This is a genomic window from Flavobacterium antarcticum DSM 19726, from assembly GCF_000419685.1.
Taxonomy (GTDB): domain Bacteria; phylum Bacteroidota; class Bacteroidia; order Flavobacteriales; family Flavobacteriaceae; genus Flavobacterium; species Flavobacterium antarcticum.
This window is the reverse complement of the sequence record NZ_ATTM01000001.1, coordinates 591,013-615,205: the sequence shown is the minus strand read 5'-3', so window position 1 is coordinate 615,205 and position 24,193 is coordinate 591,013. Positions and strand designations below refer to the sequence as shown.

At 36.0% G+C, this 24,193-nt stretch carries 16 protein-coding genes; 10 read left to right on the top strand and 6 right to left on the bottom strand.

Annotation, left to right across the window (positions count from 1 at the left end; translation table 11 throughout):
• Position 1: 1 nt before the first annotated feature.
• A complete protein-coding gene (locus tag YWA_RS0102885) occupies positions 2 to 613 on the bottom strand; it encodes a PASTA domain-containing protein (RefSeq protein ID WP_022826993.1) in 612 nt (203 codons plus the stop codon).
• A 94-nt stretch (positions 614 to 707) separates the two neighbouring features.
• Between YWA_RS0102885 and YWA_RS0102880 the strand changes: the two genes are divergently transcribed.
• From YWA_RS0102880 to tpiA, 5 genes are all read left to right on the top strand, one after another.
• Entirely contained in the window at positions 708 to 1,694 is a 987-nt protein-coding gene (locus YWA_RS0102880) for a D-alanine--D-alanine ligase (RefSeq protein ID WP_022826992.1), read from the top strand.
• Entirely contained in the window at positions 1,682 to 2,146 is a 465-nt protein-coding gene (coaD, locus tag YWA_RS0102875) for a pantetheine-phosphate adenylyltransferase (protein ID WP_022826991.1), read from the top strand. Before YWA_RS0102880 ends, coaD begins: the two co-directional genes overlap by 13 nt.
• Positions 2,147 to 2,167: 21 nt before the next feature.
• Positions 2,168 to 2,734, top strand: coding sequence for a PhnA domain-containing protein (locus YWA_RS0102870; RefSeq protein WP_022826990.1), 567 nt, complete (start codon positions 2,168 to 2,170; stop codon positions 2,732 to 2,734).
• A gap of 280 nt (positions 2,735 to 3,014) precedes the next feature.
• Positions 3,015 to 3,521, top strand: a complete 507-nt coding sequence (locus tag YWA_RS0102865) for a TlpA family protein disulfide reductase (RefSeq protein ID WP_022826989.1) — start codon at positions 3,015 to 3,017, stop codon at positions 3,519 to 3,521.
• Between the two features lie 18 nt (positions 3,522 to 3,539).
• Positions 3,540 to 4,295: a triose-phosphate isomerase gene (gene tpiA, locus YWA_RS0102860; RefSeq protein WP_022826988.1), complete on the top strand. Its 756-nt coding sequence runs from the start codon at positions 3,540 to 3,542 to the stop codon at positions 4,293 to 4,295.
• A gap of 178 nt (positions 4,296 to 4,473) precedes the next feature.
• Here tpiA and YWA_RS0102855 read toward each other — a convergent pair whose 3' ends face one another.
• The gene (locus YWA_RS0102855) at positions 4,474 to 6,399 is read right to left on the bottom strand and encodes an LTA synthase family protein (protein ID WP_022826987.1); all 1,926 of its coding nucleotides are present in this window, start codon (positions 6,397 to 6,399) and stop codon (positions 4,474 to 4,476) included.
• Positions 6,400 to 6,534: 135 nt separating this feature from the next.
• On the opposite strand from YWA_RS0102855, the gene YWA_RS0102850 reads away from it, so the two are divergent.
• On the top strand, positions 6,535 to 8,307 hold the full coding sequence (locus YWA_RS0102850; protein WP_022826986.1) for an AMP-dependent synthetase/ligase: 1,773 nt from the start codon (positions 6,535 to 6,537) through the stop codon (positions 8,305 to 8,307).
• A 72-nt stretch (positions 8,308 to 8,379) separates the two neighbouring features.
• Positions 8,380 to 8,817, top strand: coding sequence for a hypothetical protein (locus tag YWA_RS0102845; protein WP_022826985.1), 438 nt, complete (start codon positions 8,380 to 8,382; stop codon positions 8,815 to 8,817).
• A 129-nt stretch (positions 8,818 to 8,946) separates the two neighbouring features.
• On the opposite strand, the gene YWA_RS0102840 is transcribed toward YWA_RS0102845, so the two are convergent.
• The 3 genes from YWA_RS0102840 to YWA_RS14540 form a co-directional block, all read right to left on the bottom strand.
• Positions 8,947 to 9,768, bottom strand: a complete 822-nt coding sequence (locus YWA_RS0102840; RefSeq protein ID WP_026718532.1) for an alpha/beta hydrolase — start codon at positions 9,766 to 9,768, stop codon at positions 8,947 to 8,949.
• Positions 9,769 to 9,933: 165 nt separating this feature from the next.
• Positions 9,934 to 10,056: a hypothetical protein gene (locus YWA_RS15830; RefSeq protein WP_022826983.1), complete on the bottom strand. Its 123-nt coding sequence runs from the start codon at positions 10,054 to 10,056 to the stop codon at positions 9,934 to 9,936.
• Between the two features lie 596 nt (positions 10,057 to 10,652).
• Complete coding sequence (locus YWA_RS14540; RefSeq protein WP_022826982.1) at positions 10,653 to 12,128, bottom strand: PAS domain S-box protein; 1,476 nt, start codon at positions 12,126 to 12,128, stop codon at positions 10,653 to 10,655.
• A gap of 839 nt (positions 12,129 to 12,967) precedes the next feature.
• Between YWA_RS14540 and YWA_RS0102820 the strand changes: the two genes are divergently transcribed.
• The 3 genes from YWA_RS0102820 (at position 12,968) to YWA_RS15740 (ending at position 16,465) form a co-directional block, all read left to right on the top strand.
• On the top strand, positions 12,968 to 14,272 hold the full coding sequence (locus YWA_RS0102820; RefSeq protein WP_022826980.1) for an O-acetylhomoserine aminocarboxypropyltransferase/cysteine synthase family protein: 1,305 nt from the start codon (positions 12,968 to 12,970) through the stop codon (positions 14,270 to 14,272).
• Positions 14,273 to 14,382: 110 nt separating this feature from the next.
• Entirely contained in the window at positions 14,383 to 15,378 is a 996-nt protein-coding gene (locus YWA_RS15745) for an alpha/beta fold hydrolase (protein ID WP_022826979.1), read from the top strand.
• Positions 15,365 to 16,465: a homoserine dehydrogenase family protein gene (locus YWA_RS15740; RefSeq protein ID WP_022826978.1), complete on the top strand. Its 1,101-nt coding sequence runs from the start codon at positions 15,365 to 15,367 to the stop codon at positions 16,463 to 16,465. The genes YWA_RS15745 and YWA_RS15740 overlap by 14 nt, the downstream gene beginning before the upstream one ends.
• Before the next feature lie 201 nt (positions 16,466 to 16,666).
• Here the strand turns inward: YWA_RS15740 and YWA_RS0102805 are convergent, their stop codons facing one another.
• A complete protein-coding gene (locus YWA_RS0102805) occupies positions 16,667 to 23,653 on the bottom strand; it encodes a beta strand repeat-containing protein (protein ID WP_022826977.1) in 6,987 nt (2,328 codons plus the stop codon).
• Positions 23,654 to 24,193 lie beyond the last annotated feature (540 nt).

The following is a 24,193-nucleotide window of genomic DNA, read 5'->3' as shown; positions in this document are numbered from 1 at the left end:
ATTAAAATTCTTCGTCCAAATCATTTGTTGGCGCAACAACTGGCTCAACTTCTTCTTCAAAACCAACTTTTCCATCGCCTAAAACCAAATCGATTTTAGAAGATTTTGGTATTTTATCTCCAGCTTTAATCAGTTTTCCTTTGTAACGCATTTCTAAAACCATGTCTTTACCTAAGTAGGGTTTATAGGTTTTTGTGCCCATTTCTAATCCCAATGCTTTTAAAGTTGGTTCAGCTTGACGCAACGTTTGCTCAATTAAATTGGGCATTAAAATATCTCGGTAGGAATCTGAATTGATTTTAATGTAAATCTTCCGACCTTCTTTTACTTTAGACCCTGCAATTGGGTCTTGTTTTACGACTGAAAATTTGGGGAAATCGTTCTGATATTCGGTAGTATCAAGCAACACATATTCTAAATCAAGGGCGTTCAGCTTCTCTTCTGCTACTTCCACCGACAATTTGCTCAAGTTAGGAACGGTAACTTCTTCTCCATGATTCGTGGTAAAACTCAACCACTTCATCATCACAAAAACCAGTACTATAATTATTCCAAGGGCAATCGCAAGTTGTATAAAAAACGTTTTGCTCGTCAGAAATTTTCGTAAACTCATATTTATTTTATTTGTTGCAAAGATATAAAAATACTAAAGGTTTTTCGTTTCAATAATTAATGATATTTTTGTCCTATAAAATGTACTTAAAACTATGAACATAGCTGTTGTAATGGGTGGATATTCGGACGAATCTGTGATTTCGCTTCGAAGTGGCCAATTGATTTTAAAAAACTTGGATGCCTCCAAATACAAAACGTATGAAATTCATGTTTTGCCAGAAGGTTGGTTTGCCGTTGTAAATGCCGAAAAATGCAACATCGATAAGTCGGATTTTTCGTTTACCGAAAACGGAATCAAGACCAAATTCGATGCAATTATCAACACCATTCACGGCACCCCTGGCGAAGACGGACATTTGCAAGCGTACTGGGAATTGTTAGAAATTCCTTACACAGGCTGTAATTTCTACCAATCCGCATTGACTTTCAACAAAAGAGATACTTTATCCGTACTTTCAAAATTCAATATTCCAAAGGCAAAATCGATTTATTTGACCAAAGGAATGTCGATTTCAGCAGATGAAGTAGTTGCAGAATTAGGTTTGCCCTTTTTTGTGAAACCCAATCAATCTGGAAGTAGTTTAGGTGTTTCGAAAGTAAACAAATTGGAAGATTTCGAAAAAGCATTGGAATTTGCTTTCGCCGAAGACAGCGATATTTTAATTGAATCGTATTTAAAAGGAACTGAAGTTTCTGTAGGCGTTTTAAATTTAAACGGAGAAACGAAAGTTTTAGGACTTACCGAAATCGTTTCAGAGAATGATTTCTTTGATTACGAAGCGAAGTATTTAGGCAAATCAGAAGAAATTACGCCAGCAAGATTAGATGCTGCAACTACCGAAAAAGTGGTGGTAATGGCTAAAAAAGTGTACGAAGCTTTAGGAATGTTGGGGTTTTCTAGAAGTGAATTCATCATCATGGATGGCGTTCCGCATTTTATTGAAATCAATACCAATCCGGGACTTTCACCACAAAGTATTTTCCCACAACAAGCTGAATATGCTCAAATAAAATTTGGCGACTTGTTAGATAACGAAATTAATTTGGCGCTAAAACGCAAACCATTATGGAAAAAATAGCAGTATTTCCGGGCTCATTTGACCCCTTAACCTTAGGTCATTTTGACATTATCAAACGAGGAATTCCTCTTTTTGACAAGATTATTGTTGCCATTGGTGTGAATGCCGATAAAAAATATATGTTTTCATTAGAAGACCGAAAACGTTTTATTGAAGAATCATTTGCAGATGAACCATCCATTTCGGTGGTAGTTTACGAAGGTTTGACCATTGATTTGTGTAAAAAGATGAAAGCAAAATTCATATTAAGAGGCTTGAGAAATCCGGCCGATTTTGAATTTGAAAAAGCCATCGCACATACGAATCGAAAATTATCAAAAATTGAAACCGTATTTTTGCTTACGGCTGCAAATACATCGTACATCAGCTCGAGCATCGTCAGAGATGTGTTGCGAAACGGCGGCGAATATGAACTTTTAGTTCCTCCAGCTGTTCGCGTTAAAAATATATAAACTTAATATCACCCAATAAAAATGAATTTAGAAAGAGAATTAATCAAACGCAGCAACGGAATTTGCGAATTGTGTGGTTCAGATGAAAACTTGAAACAATACGATGTTCTTCCATCAAGAAAAGAGGGTATGGACGAAAGTATTTACGCTTGCGCAACGTGTATTGACCAAATTGAAAATCCAGATAAGATGGATGCCAACCATTGGCGCGTTTTGAATGACAGCATGTGGAGCGAACACGTCCCTGTTCAAGTGGTTTCTTGGCGTATGCTAAACCGTTTGAAAAACCACGAATTAGTGGAACAAATGTACATGGATGAAGACACTTTAGAATGGGCAAAAGCAACAGGAGAAGGTGAAGAAGATGAAAATAAATTGATTCACAGAGATAGTAATGGTGTAATCTTAAATACTGGAGATTCGGTCGTTTTGATTAAAGATTTGAAAGTAAAAGGTTCGAGTATGGTTGCAAAACAAGGAACTGCTGTTCGAAATATACGTTTAGACCACGAAAATGAAACGTATATTGAAGGAAGAGTCGACGGCCAACAAATAGTGATTATTACGGCTTATGTTAAGAAGTTGTAAGCGCTAGATTGTAGGTTTTGAGCTCGGAAATGAAGTAGTGCGAAAATGCTACAACCTAAATTGAACTATATAGTAAAGACAAAATCTACTAAAATTTAGTAGGTTTTGTCTTTTTCTTTTTGAAATAGAATTGAAATTTGATGGTTTTGCAATAAAATTCACACGTGATTAAACACTTTTTATTGAAATCAAATGAACGTTTAACAATCGTTTTCATTGGTTTTTGGCTATTAAGTTGGCATCAAATTGCTATATTTGTAAATAGTAAAACTTACAATAGATGAAAAAAATAATAATTTGTTTGGTACTTGCCTTGGGATTTATATCGTGTACAGAAGCTCAAAAAACCACTTTTGCTCCTAAATCGTTAAGCAGTGAAATGACTGCTACCGACCTGTCTGAAACTACTTTTCAAGAAGTAATAAATTCGAATAAAGGAAAAATTATTGTCATCGATGTTTGGGCGTCGTGGTGTTCGGACTGCATCAAAGGAATGCCGAAATTAAAGGAACTACAAGAGCAAAATCCTGACGTAGTGTACCTTTTTCTTTCCATGGACAAAAACGCGGAAAGTTGGCTAAATGGAATTAAAAAACATGAACTGAAAGGCCAACATTTTTGGATTAAAGAGGGTATGAGTGGTGTCTTTGGAAAGTCAATTGCCTTGGATTGGATTCCCCGTTACATGGTTGTAGACCAAGAAGGAAAAATTGCATTATACAAAGCAATTCAGGCAGATGACACTAAAATGACACAAACAATAAAAAATTTACAAACAACTAAATAGTTAAAAAGCAAGAAGATCATGAGAGATAAAATTGTGGCAGGCAATTGGAAAATGCATAAAAATGCCGAAGAAACGGAGGATTTATTACACGAGTTGATCGAAAAATTACCAGCGGATGCAGCGGTTCATATTATTGTAGCACCTACGTTTGTCAATTTGGCTTCTGCAGTGCAACATTTGGAATATACAAATATAAACGTAGCTGCTCAAAACATGCACCAAGCGGAAAGTGGTGCTTTTACAGGTGAAATTTCAGCAGGAATGCTGACCGGAATTGGCGTGACCAGCGTCATCATCGGTCATTCTGAACGTCGTGCTTATTTTAATGAAACACCTGAATTGCTTAAAAACAAAGTAGACACCGCATTAAAAAACGACCTTGTTGTGCTTTTTTGTTTTGGCGAAGAATTGAAAGACCGTCAGTCAAATACGCATTTTGAACTTGTTGAAAAACAGTTGAAAGACAGTTTATTTCATTTGAAAGCGAGTGATTGGGCCAACATTATTTTGGCTTACGAACCCGTTTGGGCGATTGGAACAGGCGAAACTGCTTCTCCAGAACAAGCACAAGAAATGCACGCGTTCATTCGCAAAACGGTGGACGATAAATTTGGCCCTACGGTTTCCCAGCATGTTGCTATTCTATATGGTGGAAGTGTAAAACCCGACAATGCGAAAGAAATTTTTTCTAAAGCAGACGTAGACGGTGGCTTAATCGGTGGAGCCGCACTTAAAGCGGATGATTTCGTAGCAATTGTAAAAGCTGCAATGTAGCAGATTGTAGGTTGTAGGTTGTAGGCTGAAAAGTAGTACCGTAAAATGTATTGTGGTAAAAGTTTATTTTCTATATTCTTTTTTCTTTTTTCTATATTCTTTTTCTCTACTCTCCTACATCAAAAAATACAAAAAATCCCGTTTGACGACGGGATTTTTCTATTAATACGGTAGAAATTTACTTCTTTGGACTCAGCTTTTTATCAATAATTGTGTTCATATAATCCTGAACGAATGCTTTGACTTTAATCTCCAAAAGATCCATCTCCGGAGTTCGATTTGCAATCAGGTTCCGCTCCATTCCTTTGTCGTCTTTTGCATAAAAACCAACTGCTTTTTTTCCGTCAAACGTACAAATGTAGTCACCACTCATATATTGGTATAAATTTCCTGCATGTTTTACTACGAATGGCTCTTGTCCATTTGGATCTATCAAACTTCTACCCCAACTTCTGAACGGTTTTTGATACCCAATCATGTCTAAGATCGTAGGATAAATATCAATTTGTTGGGCCCAATCGTCGTTGACACCTTTAAAACGTTCATCTGCCGTATAAAATAATATCGGAACTGTGTTTCTCATAAATTCTTTTAAATACTCATCGTAAAAAACAGTATTTGTATGATCTGCAACCATGACGAAAATGGTGTTCTTAAACCAAGGCTCCTTTTTAGCGGCTGCAAAAAATTGGCGCAAAGCATAATCACTGTAACCAATACTTTCGTGAATATTTACGTCGCCTTTTGGAAACTTACCGGCGTATTTTTCGGGAACTTTATACGGGTCATGCGACGAAACTGAAAATAAAGTCGCCATGAAAGGCTGTTGTTTCTTATCTAAAACGGTTTTCATGTATTGAAAAAACGGCTCGTCCCAAATTCCCCAAACACCATCAAAATCAGTGTCGTTGTTGTATTCTGTTTTTCCGTAATAATGCTGGATTCCAAGAATATTTCCAAAACCCAGGAAACCCATTGAGCCATTTGGCGCTCCGTGAAAAAAACTAGTATCGTATCCCTGCTCGTTTAAAACGGAAACCAATGATTGTGTTTTTTGCTTGACAAAAGCAGAAGAAGTATACGCATCTTTAAACGATGGAATTCCAGCTAAAATAGACGACATTCCGTGAATTGATTTATACCCATTGGCATACGCATTTGTAAAAATCAGACTGTGTTGCGCAAGAGAATCTACAAATGGAGTGTAACTTTTATAACCGGGAATAGCAAGGTCTTTATTAAAACTGCCAAAGTATTCACGTCCGTTACTTTCCATAATCAAGACAACTACGTTGGGTTTAGTGGCGGGAAAATTATGGTATTCTTTTATCGGTTGGACGTATTTTTTAATATCTTGATCAGAGACACCGTCTACTTTTTTAAACGTGTTTACATTTAAAGTCCGGATAATGGCAAACGGCGTATTGAGCACAAAATCACCTTGCGAAATATTCGTGACATAACGATTAGCATCTAGTAAATTAATAGGACGCGTACTTTTGCGAAAATCACCTCTGATTCCACCAATGGCTAATGTTACAATTCCTAAAAAAGCAATCGTAGAATACACAAAATATTTACCATTAACAAGTGGAGCTTCCGGCCGCACTTTTACTTTTTTATACAAGTAAATCCAAAGTGCACTGCAAATAAATAAAAGTAAAAAGACGTGCCAATAATTGACAAGAAAACTTTTGAACAACAGCATTTTGTTCGATTCGTGCTCTAACGTATCCATTGCTGCAAAAGTAGTTCGTGAGAAAATGAAACGAAAGTATATCAAGTCGATAAAATTACTGCTCCAAATGCTCAGATTACATAAGAAATAGATATAAAAAAGAATGTTCTGATAGCTTCTCTTGGTGTTAATTACAGCCGGAACGACCGACAAAATAATAAAGAGACTGTTTGAGTATAAAATAGCAGTCGTGTCAAATGCTATTCCATGATAATACAACCTGAAAAACTCATAAATACTGTCAATTTTTACCAAATTTGAATTGTAAATAAAAAAAAGCAGTCGTGTCACGAAGTAAAAGAAATAAGCCAATAACAACCTGTATCCTAAAACCTTATATTCGTTTCCTCGGAAAATATAGTGCATAATTTAAACTTGTTTTCAACTAATATTGGATGCAAAATTACATATTTCGAAAGGATAAATTTAATAATAGTCCGAAATATTGTGAATGAAGGTTTATTTAATTAATTTGCATACACTAAATACAATTTGAACAAAATGGCGACCATCACCCGATTATTTGATTTCCCGTATCATCAACAAGAAAAGTACAACATTCCGGATGCTTTAGTTACCAAACAAAATGGGACTTGGGTGAAAACTTCTTCCGATGAATACGTGAAAACTGCCAATACTTTTTCACGCGGTTTACTGCGAATGGGTGCGAAAAAGGACACAAAAATAGCCGTTATTTCGACGAACAATAGAACAGAATGGCATATTGTTGATATTGGAATTTTACAAATTGGCGCCCAAAATGTACCCGTTTATCCTACAATTTCAGAGGAAGATTACGAATACATCTTAACCCATTCTGAGGCAGAATATTGTATTGTTTCTGATCAAGGCGTTTTAGAAAAGGTAAATGCCATTCGGAAAAACGTTCCTAATTTAAAAGAAGTCTACTCTTTTAACCCAATTGAAGGCTGTAAAAACTGGCAAGAACTTCTTGATCTTGGTAAAGATGAAAGCAATCAGAACGAAGTAGATGCATTAAAAGATGCGGTTACTGAGGAAGATTTGGCTACCATTATTTATACCTCAGGAACTACAGGAAGACCTAAAGGAGTGATGCTTTCGCACAAAAATATCGTTTCGGATGTTTTAAATAGCGAAAAGAGAATTCCATTTGAAGGTGGAAAAACAAAGGCATTGAGTTTTCTACCCATTTGCCATATTTTTGAACGCATGGTGGTTTATTTGTACCAATATTACGGTGTTGGTATCTACTTTGCAGAATCCATTGACAAATTAAGCGACAACCTCAACGAAACAAAACCGCATGTTATTACAGCAGTACCTAGACTTTTAGAGAAAGTATACGATAAAATTTATGCAAAAGGAGCTGATTTAAGTGGAGTAAAAAAAGCACTCTTCTTCTGGGCGATAGACTTGGGATTGCGATTTGAGCCTTACGGCAAAAATGGCTGGTGGTACGAAACGCAATTAAAATTGGCACGGAAATTAATTTTCAGCAAGTGGAAAGCAGGTTTGGGAGGCAATTTAAGTTTAATGGTTTCAGGAAGTGCCGCATTGCAACCCCGATTGAGCAGGATTTTTGCGGCAGCTGAAATCCCAGTAATGGAAGGATATGGATTAACGGAGACTTCGCCTGTGATTGCAGTCAACGACATGAGGAATCATGGTTTTAAAGTAGGCACTGTTGGAAAAGTAATCGACAATGTGGAAGTTAAAATTGCAGAAGATGGCGAAATTCTTTGCAAGGGTCCAAACGTGATGATGGGTTACTTTAAAGACGAAGAAAAAACAAAAGAAGCGATTAAAGACGGTTATTTTCATACAGGAGATATTGGTGAAATTGATTCGGAAGGTTTCTTGAAAATTACCGATCGAAAGAAAGAAATGTTTAAAACTTCAGGCGGAAAATACATTGCACCGCAACTTATTGAAAATGCAATGAAACAGTCTCGTTTTATTGGTGAAATTATGGTTGTCGGCGATGGTGAGAAAATGCCAGGTGCTTTTATCCAACCTGATTTTGACTTTGTGAAAAAATGGGCTAAGAAAAAAGGTCTAAAAATCAATTCGAACGAGGATTTGGTTGCAAATGAAACGATAAAAAAACGCTTTCAAGAAGAAGTTGATGAAATCAATAAGAAATTTGGACATTGGGAACAAATCAAGCGTTTTGAACTTACCTCCGATTTATGGACAGTTGATGGCGGTCAATTGACGCCCACAATGAAACTGAAACGCAAGAGCATGATGGAACTCTACAAAGATCTATATGCTAAAATTTACACCAACTAGAAGATTATTTTAGGATTTCATTAGAAAAATTATTTTCGAATTTCGCCTATATTTGGATTTCAAATAAAATTTATGGAAAATTATAACTTTCAAAAAGACCTTGCAACTTATTGCGTAACGGCTTCAAGCTTTCCTGATGGCATCGCCGAAGCACACGAACAATTGCAAACTTTATTGCCAAAGAATGACCGAAGAAATTACTTTGGTATTTCGTGGCCTGATAAAAACGGACTTATTATTTATAAAGCAGCCGCAGAAATCATGGAAGGTGAATCGATGCCTGGACTGGAAACTTTTGTGATTAAAAACGGCCCTTACAATACATTTTACATTAACGATTATCAAAATCACCCCGACAGTATTCAACAAGCTTTTGAATTGCTTCTCAAGCAGCACGAAGTTGATCCACACGGTTATTGCTTAGAATGGTATATTAATGAGCACGATGTAAAATGTTTAGTGCCACTTGGAAAGGAATACAGAGAATTTACAGGATTGAATAGAGAATAAGCCCGTTCTATTTCAGAACACCAACTCTTTTTAATATAAATTCAGATAAGTGTTTTTTTTTTTACTTATTTGGATTTTAAAAATACGTGTTCCAAAATATAAAAATTACTATTCTCAAATTTCAAAAAATTACTCGCCTGCTTTTTTCATAAAGTCAACCGTTTCTTCTATCCGATCGTTCCATGGCCAAAAATACTGCAAGATCATCGGAATGTGTTTCTTGTTTAAGAAAACGGGTTTAACCTCTTTTTGATAGTGATTCAATTCATTCAAAAAATGTTCATTTCCTACTTTAATGGAAGGGTACGTTTTTGTTCCCACATAAATTAAAAAGGGCGGTGTTTGATCGTCTAGATAATAAATCGGAGAGGCATTTTTCCATTCTTTCGGATCATTCGTCCAAGTATTTAAGTAATCATTTTCGTTTGTGGGTGGATTTTGTTCCAAATAATAGTTCATATCTAAACCTGCAGCATCATTCAATATAATCCCGGAAACCGTTCCCTTTTGAACACCATACTTTGGATTCATCGTTGCAAGTGCAACTAAATGACCACCTGCTGAGTGACCCGTAACAAAAATTTTATTTGGATTGCCGCCATAATTTGCACTATTGCCCTTTACCCACTTTATTGCATCTGCAATTTCCTGAGTCATTTGGTCGTAATTCGCATCCGGACTTAAGGTATAACTCGAAATTACCGTAACCACGTCCTTTTTTGCAAAATTTCGACCGAAAAATCCATACAGTTTTTTAGTACCTGAATTCCAATTTCCACCGTGAACAAATAGCAAGACCGGCATATTCTTAGCTTTTGCATTTCGCGGAACAAATACATTGAGTTTTAAGGGTTTGTTTTGTGCTGAAACTTGGTACGTTATGTTTTTTATTTTTCTAGTACTGCAACTTGAAACGACAATCAGTAGTAAAAGTAGGAGAAGATATCGCATAGGTTTTTTAAGTAATGTACGGGATTTTATCCGTTTGAGTTTCATTCGCATTGAAATAAATCAACTAATGGTTGTGTTTACTTTTTAGTAAAATGATCCTACAAAAACTTTTTTTTAGATTTTGCCAGCGCTCTAAAACACTAAGTTTAGCCCTATCCCTTCGGCTTATTTTTCCAAAACTTCTTCCATGAAATTAGCTCCTTTCAAAAGCAGGTGAAATTTGCGTATGCAATTAAATTCAGCAATTATTGCCGTTGAAGCTACAATACCGTAAATTCCAGTTCGCATTAACTTTGATACATCTTCTAAAGTAATTTCTCCAATTGCAAAAATCGTTTTTTCCGTGTTTAATTCTTCTAGTAGGTCTTATAAACCTCAAATCCAACAACAGGTTTCCTTTTTGCATTAAAATGTTCCACTTAAAAGGCCCAAGATAAAGATAATCCACGCCTTTTTGAATTGATTTTTGGCATTCGTAAAGCCTATTTGTGGCTCTGCCAATGAAGTAATAGTTGTTTAAATTGGTTCTAACGTCAATTGGGCTAACTTCAGATGCACTCAAAAACACACCATCGCTTTAATCGCTTTTGCCATTTTACAATCACCGTAAATAATCAATAGGGTTTACAAATACTCCGTAATTTTTCGCGCTTCTTTTGCAGCAGCAAACAAATCTTGTTCAGAACAACCTTTCCATCCGAGTTGAGGTAATTCCGATACTGAATTACATGCTTTTTGAATATTTTTAAGATGTTCCTCAACAACCGAGCCTTGCGAAATATAATATAATTAGAATATTATCAACCTTGTAATTTTCAGAATGCTTTAATCTTTTAATGACTCTAGCATTGTTGACAGAAGTTCTTCAATAAAAATAAGCGGACTTATTTCGAGGCACTAATATCGTGAAAAGTTCCATATACTTTGGTGCATAAACCTGCTTTAAAATCTGATTTTCCGGTGGTACGAACCCAAATATCTTCGCCGTGCTTGGTGCTAATTTGAAGTTCAAGATCCCAAGGAGTACCCGCATGAATAGCGTGTTTTACCGCATTAGTTATCTTTATTCTACTCTCTCCTTTTTTATAGAAGTTAAGCGCTGTTTTCAAATGAGGTACATAGTCAATTGGCACACCGTGAATTTCCTTGGTCATGGCTGTCCACACTACTTCATTTTTTAAAAGATCAAATTCCCAACCTCCAATGCGTATTGCTCTACTTGTATATTCGGCCATCAGATTGTACATATCTGTTGATAGCAATTTTTCATTCTCTGCTTTTTTTAACGAAGTAAGATCTTTTGTTACTTTGGTAAAACCAATTACTTTTCGATTTTCATCGTGAATGGCTGTAATAGAAATACTGCCCCAAAAAGTGCTGCCGTCTTTTCTTAATCTCCAACCTTCTTCTTTTGCAACGCCTTCGATTTCAGCTCGCGATAAAAGTCGCTGTGGAAGTGAATTGAGAATATCTTCTTCCGTGTAAAAAACGCTGAAATTTTTACCAATAATTTCTTCAGCAGTATAGCCTTTAATATTTTCGGCCCCTTTATTCCAATTTTCTATTGTACCCTTTTCATCCAAAATCAAAACGGCGTAATCGTCAATTTCTTCCACAATCTTGTTAAATCGAAGACTGCGAAGATCGATATTCGTAGTGGATTCCGCTACAATGTTTCGAATGGTATTGTCAAAATTTCCGGTTGCCGTTTCAAACATAGTCAACCATTCTGCATCCACTTTCTGATATCCTTCTTTAATTGAGTTTATCAAACCCATTAAAGTGGTTAACGGTTGCCTGATTTGATGCGATTGCAGTTGGGCAATTTTAATTAAAGAAACATTTTTTGCTTCCGTTTCCTCCACCTGTCGTTGCAGTTGGATTTGACTCATCGCTAATTCCATCAACACCGTAGCTTGTTTCGCAAAAAGGGTGAGTGTTTTCTTCTGTATTTCTGTAAGTGAATTTGGATTCTGATCAAAAAGACAAAGTGTGCCCAACTTTTCTCCGTTCTTGAGCGTTAAGGGAACTCCGGCATAGAAACGTAAATTGGGATTGGAATGAACCAACTCATTCTGATCAAAACGAATGTCTTTTGTAGCATCCTCAACAATCATAATTTCATCCTGCTGAATTCCAAATTGACAAAATGAAGTTTCTCTAGGCATAGCTTCAATGTCAGTCCCGTATTTTACTTTAAGCCAGTTGTACTTATCATCAAGAAGCGTGATTAAAGCAACGGGCTTATCGCACAATTTTGCTGCTAATTCTACTATGTTTTTGAAGTCGTCCGATGCGTTAAAATCAAGTTGCAAATACTTCTTTACCTCAAGCAAACGATTGTTTTCTCTATTCTTCATAATTACTGCCGACTAAATAAATTAGCACGGGTAAAGGTAAATTTATTTATGAATTGTCCAAGTATATACGAACTATTTGCTAGATTATTTAACAGCTGCAACTAATCATTGCTTAAACAAAAATAGTAGCGATAAAAAAGACAAATTACTTCTTGGTGCTAACTAAAAGATAACTACTATTAATTTGGTTAAAACATGATTTTCATAAGAGTTTTGCGATGCATTTTTGGAGTGGAAATGGTCCAAAGATAGTAGTACAATGCATCCATTTGTAAAGAATAAACTGTTAATTCTTCATCCGAAAAAACGGTAGTAAAATTACTATCGCATTTAGTAGAACTCGATTAAATTTGCACGTTATAAAGTAATCCTAGTAACCTCAAAATGTTAAAATTTCATTTTTTATGTTTTCATTCAAAATTAGTTACTACGTTTGCCAAACAAAATGTAACAAAAATGAAATTAACAATGTGCAATATGCGTCGTATGATGGGGAAATTTCCGCAGAGCACTTCTATTGCATAATTTTTAATTTGTAAACTATAGAAACCTCTGCAGCAATGTAGAGGTTTTTTTTTGCTTCATATCCAACTCAAAATAATTTAATTCAATTTCAACTATGGCTCAAATAAATACAAATATGGCAATCCAATCGTTCATGATGATGATGTGTAAAATGCGTCACATGCCAAACTCCTATTGCCAAATTCGGAAAATGTAACTATAGTTCGATACTATTTTTTAAATCCCTTTGGTACACCAACCAAAGGGATTTTTTTTGGCCTCAATTCAAAATAAATAAACACAAATAATTACTTAATAACTTAAATTTTCAAATCATGACAAAATTAAAATTTTCAACAAACGCTTTACATTCAGGACACGACGTTACTAAAACTGCAGGAACCCGTGCTATTCCTGTCTACCAAACTTCGTCGTATGTCTTCAATAATTCTGAACATGCGTCCAATTTATTTGGCTTGACCGAGCCTGGATTTATTTACACCCGTTTAAATAATCCGACAAACGACATCCTGGAACAACGCTTGACAGAACTCGAAGGCGGAATTGGAGCGGTGGTTACCTCTTCAGGAATAGCTGCAATTGCAACTACTTTTTTGACATTGTTAAAAGCGGGTGACCATGTCGTCGCTTCAAATAGTTTGTACGGCGGCACGTATAATTTATTAAAAGTAACCTTTCCTCGTTTAGGAATTACAACCACTTTTGTAGATCCCTCCAATCCAAAGAATTTCACAGAAGCTTCTCAAGAAAATACACGCGCTTATTTCATTGAAAGCTTGGGGAATCCAAAACTTGATGTATTAGATATTGCAGCTATTTCTAAAGAAGCAAATGCTTTCAAAGTTCCCTTGATTGTGGACAATACCGTAGCAACGCCCTACTTATTACGTCCAATTGCATATGGAGCCGATATCGTCATACATTCCCTAACAAAATACATCAACGGAAACGGAACTACACTTGGCGGAGTCATCATTGACGCGGGAAATTTTGATTGGTCTAATGGGAAATTTCCAGAGTTTACGGAGCCTTCAGCGGGCTATCACGGTTTGAAATATTACGAAGCCCTGGGTTCTTCTTCCTTTATTGCTAAAGTTAGAATTGAAGGATTACGCGATTTTGGTTCCGCTTTGAGTCCTTTTAATGCGTTTCAAATTTTGCAAGGATTGGAAACATTACCGTTGAGAATCAAAAAACACTCCGAAAATGCATTGGCCTTAGCGGTATGGTTGGAATCACAAAGCGAAGTGGCTTGGGTAAATTATCCCGGATTACAATCGTCAAACTACAAAGCCTTAGCGGATAAATATCTTCCCGAAGGACAAAGTGGCGTACTAACCTTTGGACTACACGGCGGATTTGAAGCGGCTAAAAAAGTAGCAGATGGAACGCAATTGTTTGCTCTTGTGGCAAATATTGGTGATACGAAATCTTTAATTATCCATCCTGCAAGTACCACACACCAACAATTATCAGAAGCAGAACAAGTCGCAACGGGTGTCACAAAAGACCTGATCCGTCTCTCCGTCGGCATTGAGGACATCGAAGATTTGAAAGAAGATTTGAAAGAAGTATTCAAAACAATCAACACCAAACAAGAAATTCTATCCAAAAAATAATAACGAAATTACCCTTTCTAAAACACAAATGAATTGGGAATAATAACTTCATTTAGATGAAAGAAGTTTGTGTTTTTTAAGGAAAGTTTAGTCTATTAAATCAAAATAACATGTTAGAAAAAATAAAAATTGTGGATTTCACATTAGAGAGTGGTTTGCAAAAACCATTATTAAATCTGTTTTACCAAGTTGTAGGTCCACCAATCGGAACAGCTCCTATAATTGTGGTCAACCATGCACTGACGGGCAACTCCAATGCAGCGGGTGAAAAAGGTTGGTGGAATCAAATTATTGGAAAAGGTAAGGCAATCGATATTGAAATTTACACCGTAATTATCTTCAACATACCTGGGAATGGATTTGATGGAGACCCAAATAATCTCGAGTACGACTATAAACAATTTGTTGCAAAAGACATTGCAATGTTATTTTGGCTAGGCCTTTCGCACTTACGAATAAATCAATTATTTGCACTAATTGGTGGTAGTTTAGGCGGCGGAATTGCATGGGAAATGGCTGCTTTAAAACCCAACAGTGCAAAAAATTTAATCCCAATTGCAACCGATTGGAAAGCGACGGATTGGGTCATCGGGAATGTATTAGTTCAAGATCAACTGCTCCATAATTCAGACGACCCTATTGCTGATGCACGCTTACACGCCATGTTACTGTACCGCACACCTCAATCTATCAACCAAAAATTCACTCGAAAAAAAGAAGCAGCAACGGCTGTATTTCAAATTGAAAACTGGCTCTTGTTTCACGGCGTTGCCTTAAAAAAACGATTTGTACTACCCGCTTATAAACTCATGAATCACTTGCTCAAGACAATTGACATTACCAAGAACTCAAGTGACTTTATATCTGAAATCAGCCGAATTTCTGCAAACATTCATATGGTTTCCATCGATTCCGACTTGTTTTTTACAGCCGATGAAACGCATAAAACCTACCACGCATTAAAAAACATCAAACCAAATATTTTTCACCATGAAATCAAATCCGTACACGGCCACGATGCTTTTTTAATTGAACACGAAGAACTGACCCGAATTTTAAAATTAATTTTTCAAACACAACACCAACAACATTATGTCAACATTTAAAGTAAATATCATCCTTTTCGGAATTGGTAACGTAGGAAGTACGTTAATCAATCAAGTTTTGGCAAGCCAAAAATATTTCATCGAAAAGAGAAACATCGATTTGCGTTTTCCAATAATCACTAATTCAACACTTGCTTTTTTTGAAAAAGAAGGAGTTCAAAACCAGTGGGAAGCTAATTTTGCGCAAGCTTCCATTCCATTTCGAGTGTCAGACATCATCGAATATGTTCAGGAACAGGAATTAGAAAATTTAATTTTTGTAGATGCTACCGCAAACGAAACACTAGTCAACAATTATCCGGAACTAATTAAAAACGGATTCAATATTGTAGCGGCAAACAAAAAGGCGAATACACTAAGTTACGAGTTCTACCAGCAGATCCGAACCCTTTTAAAAATACACGACACTTCATTCTTGTATGAAACAAATGTTGGTGCCGGATTACCCGTAATTCAAACGATCAGCGACTTGCATTTTGCCGGAGAACAAATCACTAAAATCAGAGGCGTTTTCTCAGGTTCATTGAGTTATCTTTTCAATCGGTTTTCAGCCGAAGACGTCTCTTTTTCAACAATTCTAATCGATGCAGAGAAAAAAGGATATACGGAACCCGATTCGCGCGACGATCTTTCTGGGCACGACGTAGCTCGAAAATTGCTCATTCTAGCTCGAGAAGTAGAAGAGAAATTTGAATTCTCCGACATTAAAATCACATCGCTTCTGCTACCCGAAATACCGCAAATTAGCACTAAAAAAGAATATGCAATTCGCAAGGAAATCTTAGACAAGCCTTTTGACACCGCTAAAAAAGCACAAAAAAAAGACCATGTTTTACGCTACGTGGGTGAACTCGATCTGATCGCAAAAAAAATGGAAGTAAAACTCGTTTCAACACCTAATAATACCGCGTTAGGTCAGTTAAAAGGAGCCGATAACCTCATCGAAATTTACACAAAGTCCTACGGCGAAATTCCGATAGTCATCCAAGGTGCAGGTGCAGGAACGGAAGTTACTGCAAGAGGCGTTTTGTCTGATATTCTTAAAATAGCTGAAAAAATTAAAATAAAAGAATCTGTTTTTATGTAAATATATTTTATTGAATTTTAGCTTGATTAATAATTATTATTTTTTTAAATAACAGAATAATATATAAAAATTATATTTCCATGAAGCTGCATTAACACTACTTAACTTTGTTCCTGTTTTCATACGTTCAAAATCCACTTTAACAAAAAAGACCGTCCAAAATTTTTGAACGGTCTCTTTTTTGAATTATTTCGCTCTCTTTTAATAGAGTAGCTTTCTCGTAAAAATTTGGTTGTCTTTTGTTGTAATGGAAACCATTAATACCTGAGTCGCAGTTTTTAAATTGAGTACCGCTTGAAAGTCATTGATATCTGATAGCGTTTCAATCACCCTACCCTGTAAATCGATGATTCTAATACTTTTCATTTCAATAGAAGGCGATTTAACTACAATCGTTTCTTTCTCTTTGTAAATATAAAGGTTGTTCTCATAAGTAAAATCTTGGTCACCTAAAACGTTATAATATACGACCTCAAAACGACTGTCAAACGTACCTGTTCCGGTCACGAAATCATAAGGAGCCAGTTTAATATTATGAACAATTTGCAATAACTTATCGTATAAGAACACATCTTGCGTTTCAAACAAACCGTCAAATTGATCAAGTGTAATACGATGGCTTCCTGAGAAAGTCGTACTGATGCCAAGTGGAACCGCTTCGACAGAATTAAAAGGCAACGGCAAAGCTTCAATTGACAATTGTTTTTCTCCTGCAAAACCATAAATCGTCAAGCCACTATTGGAAAACAATTCGCCATCCCAGCCACTATCATAACCATTCGTTGCATTGGTGGTGTATCCCAACAACATTTGTCTAAAATCCCCTACCGTATTTGAAATATTGAGCCAAATTCTGTGTTTCTCAATTGCAGTTGGAGCTGCAGTTTTGAAAAACTGACTGTTTGATCCTGCCACTCTCATTGAGTTGTTAAATGTGGCTGTTCCATTCTGAGTTCCTCTTCCGGCAATAAAAAATGCTTGTCCTGAGGCGATAAATCCAAGCGGTTTATTACCAGGATCAGTAGTAGCAGCTGTTCCCGTTCCCACACCTCCTAACAAATTGTAAGTGGCATAATCAGCAACATTATAAGAATAATTTGAACTTGAAACAGAGCTTTTATGCGTCCACAAATATAAAGTCGCATCTAGAATTGAGGAATTTATATCCAAAAATTTATCAGCAGATAGTGCGGATGGGTAGGGATTACCTAATAAATTGTATTTCCCATCTGCAAAAACAGGTACTTCAATCACTCCATTATTGGGTTTACCGGAGTAAATTCCTCCAAAAGTAGTGGTAACTAATGGATCAACAGAATACGTTTGAGGTGCTCTCACAATATAGCCAATCCCAGGAACCATAGTATGATTTCCACCATAATAAGGAATCCATCCCGCAGGATCGGGATTCCATCCAAAAAATTTATCGCCCAACGTCGCTGGAGAAAGATCAAATAAAGTTTGTCCTATTACTGGAGAAGACCAATAAGTATAATCGTATCGGTACATAGGTTGTGTATTTCGTTTTATGGTAAAATTTGTACCTTGATTTATTGCGAAGTCATCCTTTTGAACAAAACTTGCACCGTCTTCAATAGTCAAAGTTCCACTAGTAATTGTCAATGCACCTTGAATGGACAGCGTCTTACCTGATGGAATTAGTACGTTACCACTCAATACTGTTACATTGCAAAATTCCAAATTATCCGTTGCAGTATAATCGCCATTAATAACAACACTAGAAGTTGTTGTTGGGTCTCCGTTTAACCATACAGATCCATTCCAAGTAGTAGAATTAATAATAATTGTTGCAGAACTTGAATATACTTCGCCACAAGTTCCATTACTAACTACCGCTCTAAAATAAGTAGTTTCATTAACAATTCCTGCCTGATTACTAGTCAATGTTTCAGTTACATTACCAATATTAACGGTTCCTGTGGCAAAAGTTGGATCTGCTGAACGCTGCCAATAAAGTATATCTCCTGTTTCACCAGTTAATACAATTGGACTTGGCTTGGTTCCTTTGCAAATAGTTTGCGACATATTGTTTAAGGTTCCACCCACAGAAGCGGTCAAGATTGTTACATCTGCATTATCAAGAGCTACTTTTCCATTAGCATCCCTAACAATTAACGTATAATTGATGGTTCCAAAAGCTGTTGATGGCGGTGTGTATGTCGAAGCACTTCCTAAACCATCCGACCATATATAAGTGTAAGGGCCATCACCTCCTGTTGTTTCGGCAGTTAAGGTTATTGCATCATTCTGACAAAATTCTCCATATCCTGTTATTACAGTAGTAAAAGTTTCCCCTTTAATCCCTGTAAATGCAGATGTCATACCGCTTGGAAGTGAAGCTCCAGTAATACTAAGTGTGTTAGAAGCTAAAGTAACAAATTTTATCCAAGGATTGCTAGATTGATTAAACCCCCCTTTTAATTGGGCTGCTGCAATTGAACTTTCAGCTCCCGTAAGATCTTCTGGTAGATAAGTTGCAGAGATACTCGCAACTGCACCTGTAATTCCCGACTGATTAACATTCCAATAGCGACTCAAGTTGTTTTGAGCACTGTAGTTATTAGGATGAATTCCGTCCTTAACGGATACACCTACATAAGCACTTGTAAAACCAGAACCTGCAGTTACATTAACGGTCATTGGTGAATAAGCAGGACTTGTATTTTCGCCAATAGGAAAAGTATAACTTCCTAGAGCTGTAAACGTTCTTCGAAGTTCTCCACTTCCACCCGTTACAATCATTTTTGAACTATCGAATGTTCCTGCAACTGCATTAGCACCTAATGTCAAATTATTATTATTTAAAATAAGTTGCCCAGATGTTAAAGTTAAAGTACCTGTTACGGAAGCATTGTTGGAAAGACTTACATTTCCACTAGTATTATTTATAATTAAATTATTGAAAGTCGCGCTTGCACCACTTATAGTTTGACCAACAACTCCTGTCATAGCTATCGTTTTTCCTGTAAAATCAACAGTATTACTTATTTTTAAATTTCCTCGTACATCCAGTGAGGTTGGAAAAATAGCTCCTGTTCCCGAAATCGTCAAACTTTGATATGCTCCTGCTGATAATGGGATACTTTGATTTGTTCCTCTAAAGTCAACTGTATTCGGAAATGCACCAGCAGAAAAGGTACCAGTTTTAGTAAACGTTCCTCTGATGTGCATTGTACTTCCAGTAAGAGGTCTCAAACCTCCACCTGATTCTATTGTTAAGTTATTGAAAGTCGTTTCTCCAGCAATTGTTGCATCAACATTTTTAAAAACAACAGTACTTGTTCCAGTACCAGGATCGAAAACACCATAGTTAATCCAAGCTCCATCTCCGCCGAAAATATTAAATACTGCATCTGTATCGGCGGTAAGTAAACCACCTGACTCTATATTAATACTTTTTACTTCAAAACCTGAAGCAAAAATAGGATCATTATCTGTATTTAATGCATCTGGAATTACAACAGCCGTTAGTTGACCAGGTATACCAACAGGAAACCAGTTCGTACCAGTATTCCAGGAATCACTAGTAGCACCTGTCCATGTTGAAAAAGCAATAGCAGTTTCAGCAAAACCAAGTGTTACTATATCAAAATCGGGAAAAAAAGCAGCTGCAACATTAGCATTCGTTAATTCTATCCAGTTTTCAGTAATACTAAAATTCGACCTTCCTTGTTCAAAAGTTCCTATTTGAGGAGCCACGGTCCGATTGACATAATCCACCAACCTAAGCTTATTATTTGAATTAAGTTCAGTCTCTAAATAATGCCCTCTTATGACCGCTTTTGTCCCAGTTCCTGCCGTTTGTTTAAAGTCATAAATACGTTTAACTCCTGTTGGTTTCCATGATGGAGCATTTCCTATTTTAACTCTTAATCCCATAGAAGTAGGTAATGTTCCTATCGGCGGAAAAATAATCGACGTATTTTTATGACCAAAAGTGTATAATACATTAGCAGAAATAGTTGTTCTCAAAATATCTCCTGTTACATCCCCAATTCCTGCATTAGTCGCTGTACCGTCCATTGTTAGCGTATTAGGAAGGACAACTGATAAACTTCCAACAAAATCGGTAGGATTTTTAGTCGGCAAATTTAAAATTCCGTTAACGGTTAGGTTGCCACCTGCAACCGCGCCAAGTGTTGGTGTTACCGTTAAACTATTATAAGTTCCTGCAACTACTGTTTGAGCTGTAGTAACCGAATTATAATTAACAGTTCCAGTTCCAGACCATATTTTGCCAGAAGGAATAGGTAAAGCACTTGTGTTTTTTGTCGCTAAAGTACCATTTACTACAGCGGAAGTAAGGTTACCAGTTAAAGGAATTGTTCCTAAATCCAAGGTCTGATTAGCATCAATAGTCAATGCACCATTTACCACTACTGCATTGGCAAGAGTCGTCGTATTTGCTGCAGTCGTAGCTATAGTAAAATTATTTAACAAGTTTGTTGTACCTAAAGTAGTTGAATCGAAACTTAATGGGTTATTACTAATTCCATTAATAATAAGATTACTTGTTGTGCCTCCTTTTATACCACTAGCAGTTGAATTAGTAACACCTCCTCTAATGGAAAGCGTATTATTTCCAATACTTAATTTCCCGCCATTAAAGGTTACGTTACTTACAACTTCCAAATCGCCTGAAAGATTGGCATTTCCATTTAATACAAAAGATTCTGCTGTGTTATTAAAAGGTACAAAGTTACTAGTCGGATTTGCTACTAAAGAAATATCGTCTAATGCAAATTCATCATAAGCAACATTTCCAGAATCTCCACCTGTCCAACGAATATAATAGTATGCATTGTTCAAAATATTTAAACCTGTAATGGTTGTTGATCTGTAGTACCCTTTCCATTCAGGTATCACATCAGCTGTAGTTGGAGAAATAACATTAATTGCAGTAATAGAATTATAAGTAGAATTATCTAACGAATGACTAAAATTAAAACTAGTCGAAGCATTTTGGTCGTTATAAATAAAAACTTTATAACCTAAATTTAAAGAAGTAATAGGAATTCCTGTCTGATTTTGTATTTTTAACGTGATCGTACCCGGACTAAAATCAGCATTAGTAGATTGAACACCAAATGAAAAATTATCTGGACTCGTTTCAAAAGCATAAACACCACCTTCTGACTCCCCTCCTATAGAAGTTCCAGAATCAAAGTCCTTATCTTCAGCGCTTGTATCTCCAAAATTAATCGTCCCATCACTAAAACCTGTAACTGCCCAAGCTTTAGAATTTAATTGTCCTGAATCCCCATCAGGAGAAAAACCATATCCTTGAAAAGCATCTGTATTTACCCCATCTACTGTAGTATCAAAGTCTATAGTATTTGCTGTGTTAGTAGTATAAATCTGCCAACCTACAGGTGCATTTAATGTAGTTTTATTACCTACAAGACCAGAAGTAGTATAATTTTCGATTCCAGATGTTCCATTATATTCTACAACAGATACATAGTAAGCAGTTGCTGCAGAAAGACCCGTCACCGTAGCAGAATTACCCGTTCCCGAATAAACTACATAATTCCCTGTACCTATTTCAGAACCATACCCAAATACGGCATTTGCAGTATAGGTTTCTCCATCACTTGGCGATGCGTTTACAGCTGACGCCTTTTTTATAAGTACTAATCGTTTTGCTCCATCCCCACTAGTCCAATTTACTTTAAAACCCGTAGAAGTAACATTAGTAATGTTCAAATCCGTAGACAAATTCGTGGGTTGCGTTGCCAATACGGTAGCATTAATTTGTAGTTCCTCAACATTTGAAGTCCCAGAAGCAGTATGTGTAACCACGGCATCATAAATACTAGCTGGAGCATTTAATATTTTTCGAACATAAATAGTTCGTGGCTGTCCTGTAAGAACATTTCCTGTTCGGGGTATATTCAACGTAGAAGAAAATGTAGTATTATCTAACGAAATTTCAAAATTAGTAGGTGCCGTTGCAACAGGGTCTGCAGTAACGAGGTTAGCACCACTAATACTATACTGCGAAGCTGTCATAGCTGACCCAGAAACTGTTGTTGTCAAGTTTAAAAACTCTGGAGTCACGGTCAAAGTAGGTGTTCCCGCAGAATTTATAATAAAAGTCTTAGCATTTGATGAAGCGGAACCATTTGCAACAGTTACTGATGCGGTTCCAACTGCAGCTATGTCACTAGACGTAATAACTGCTGTTATTTTGGTAGCAGAAACATACGTTGTAACTCGGTCACTACCATTCCATCTTATCTTACTTGTAGGCGTAAAATTCTGACCATTAGCCGTCAACGTAAAACCTAATGCACCTGCAAAAGCAGAAGTTGGACTTATTGTACTCAAAACCGGTACAGCAACTGTAACTTTTGCATTATCAAAATAAGCAGTATATGCCTTTGCTTTACCAGAATACATAAATCCACCCATTAATGAAAGCTCTGTGGTCGTATAAGTATCATCAACAACAGTACCTTGAGAGGTCAATGTCCCAGTTGCAGGGTCAGCAAATGCAGTTGTTCCATCATTTCTGACAAAAAGTTGCCATGAACCAGTACTTGGTGTATAAGTTACTTTAATACTCAAATAAGCATTGCCAAAATCACTTAAGTTAGCCGTATTTGATGCTAAAATACTCGTAGTAGATTTTAAACCTTGCGTATATTTTACTAATCTAACAGGATCTATGTCGGTACCGTTCCCTAATGTGATAGCATATCCTGTACCTGATTGCAATGTACTTCCATTTTCTCCCGCTAAAACATAAGCAATACCAAAACCTAGTGAATTAATGGAATTAGGGTTATTTCTAGATTGACGCATGTTAAAAGTCCATGTGACAGTTCCTGGATTATTTTTCAAAGTAGATGTGTACGGTGCGGTATAAGCAGTACTGTTAACATTTCCGAAAACCCATCCTACCTTATAGGCTGCACCAGTAGCACGACCAGTAAACTCAAGTCTACCACCATTTATCCTTGCTCCAAAGTCTTGACCGCTTCTACTCATTTCCCAAATCAAACTTGAGCCAATGTTGCCATTTGCAGCTGTATAAGTCGATCCCTGAGAAACGCTAAAATCATCATTAAAGACAGTAACAACTTGACCAAACGAGCTGAAACCAACTAGAAATAAAAATAAACTTAAGCAACTTTTAAATTTAAAATAGTAATTATTTTTCATAGTAATATTTCTAATTTCTTAATAATAAGAACATTATATAAAATTTTTTAAATAAGAATAGCCCAAATAGGAATACTCTTAATTTAAAACAAATAAATGAGATTGATTGAGATGGAATAGATTTTCGGTATTAAATAAACAAAATTAAATAAGACAGCTTTACAAACACCAATCAAAACCACTATAAACAAAAATTACGCCAATAATTTATAAAAAAAACTAACAATGTTGATGTGAAAGTAACTAGTTGAAGACTCTCTCTATTTTTAATTTATAATAAATGTACAATTAATACTTAATATAATCAAATTGATATTTAGTTAATTCATATAATTATTACCAAAAATCATATTTAATGATCTTTAAAAATAAAGCTAATTTTCATTTTAAGATTATATTTCTTAAATTCGAAATAGGTAGTAATATCTTTATAAGTCCCTATACACTCGTGAACAAAAAACATCTTAAAAAAATAAATTATTAAATTACAAAAGATTACACTATTTACTATGCATGCATACTATTTTTTACTATATTTGA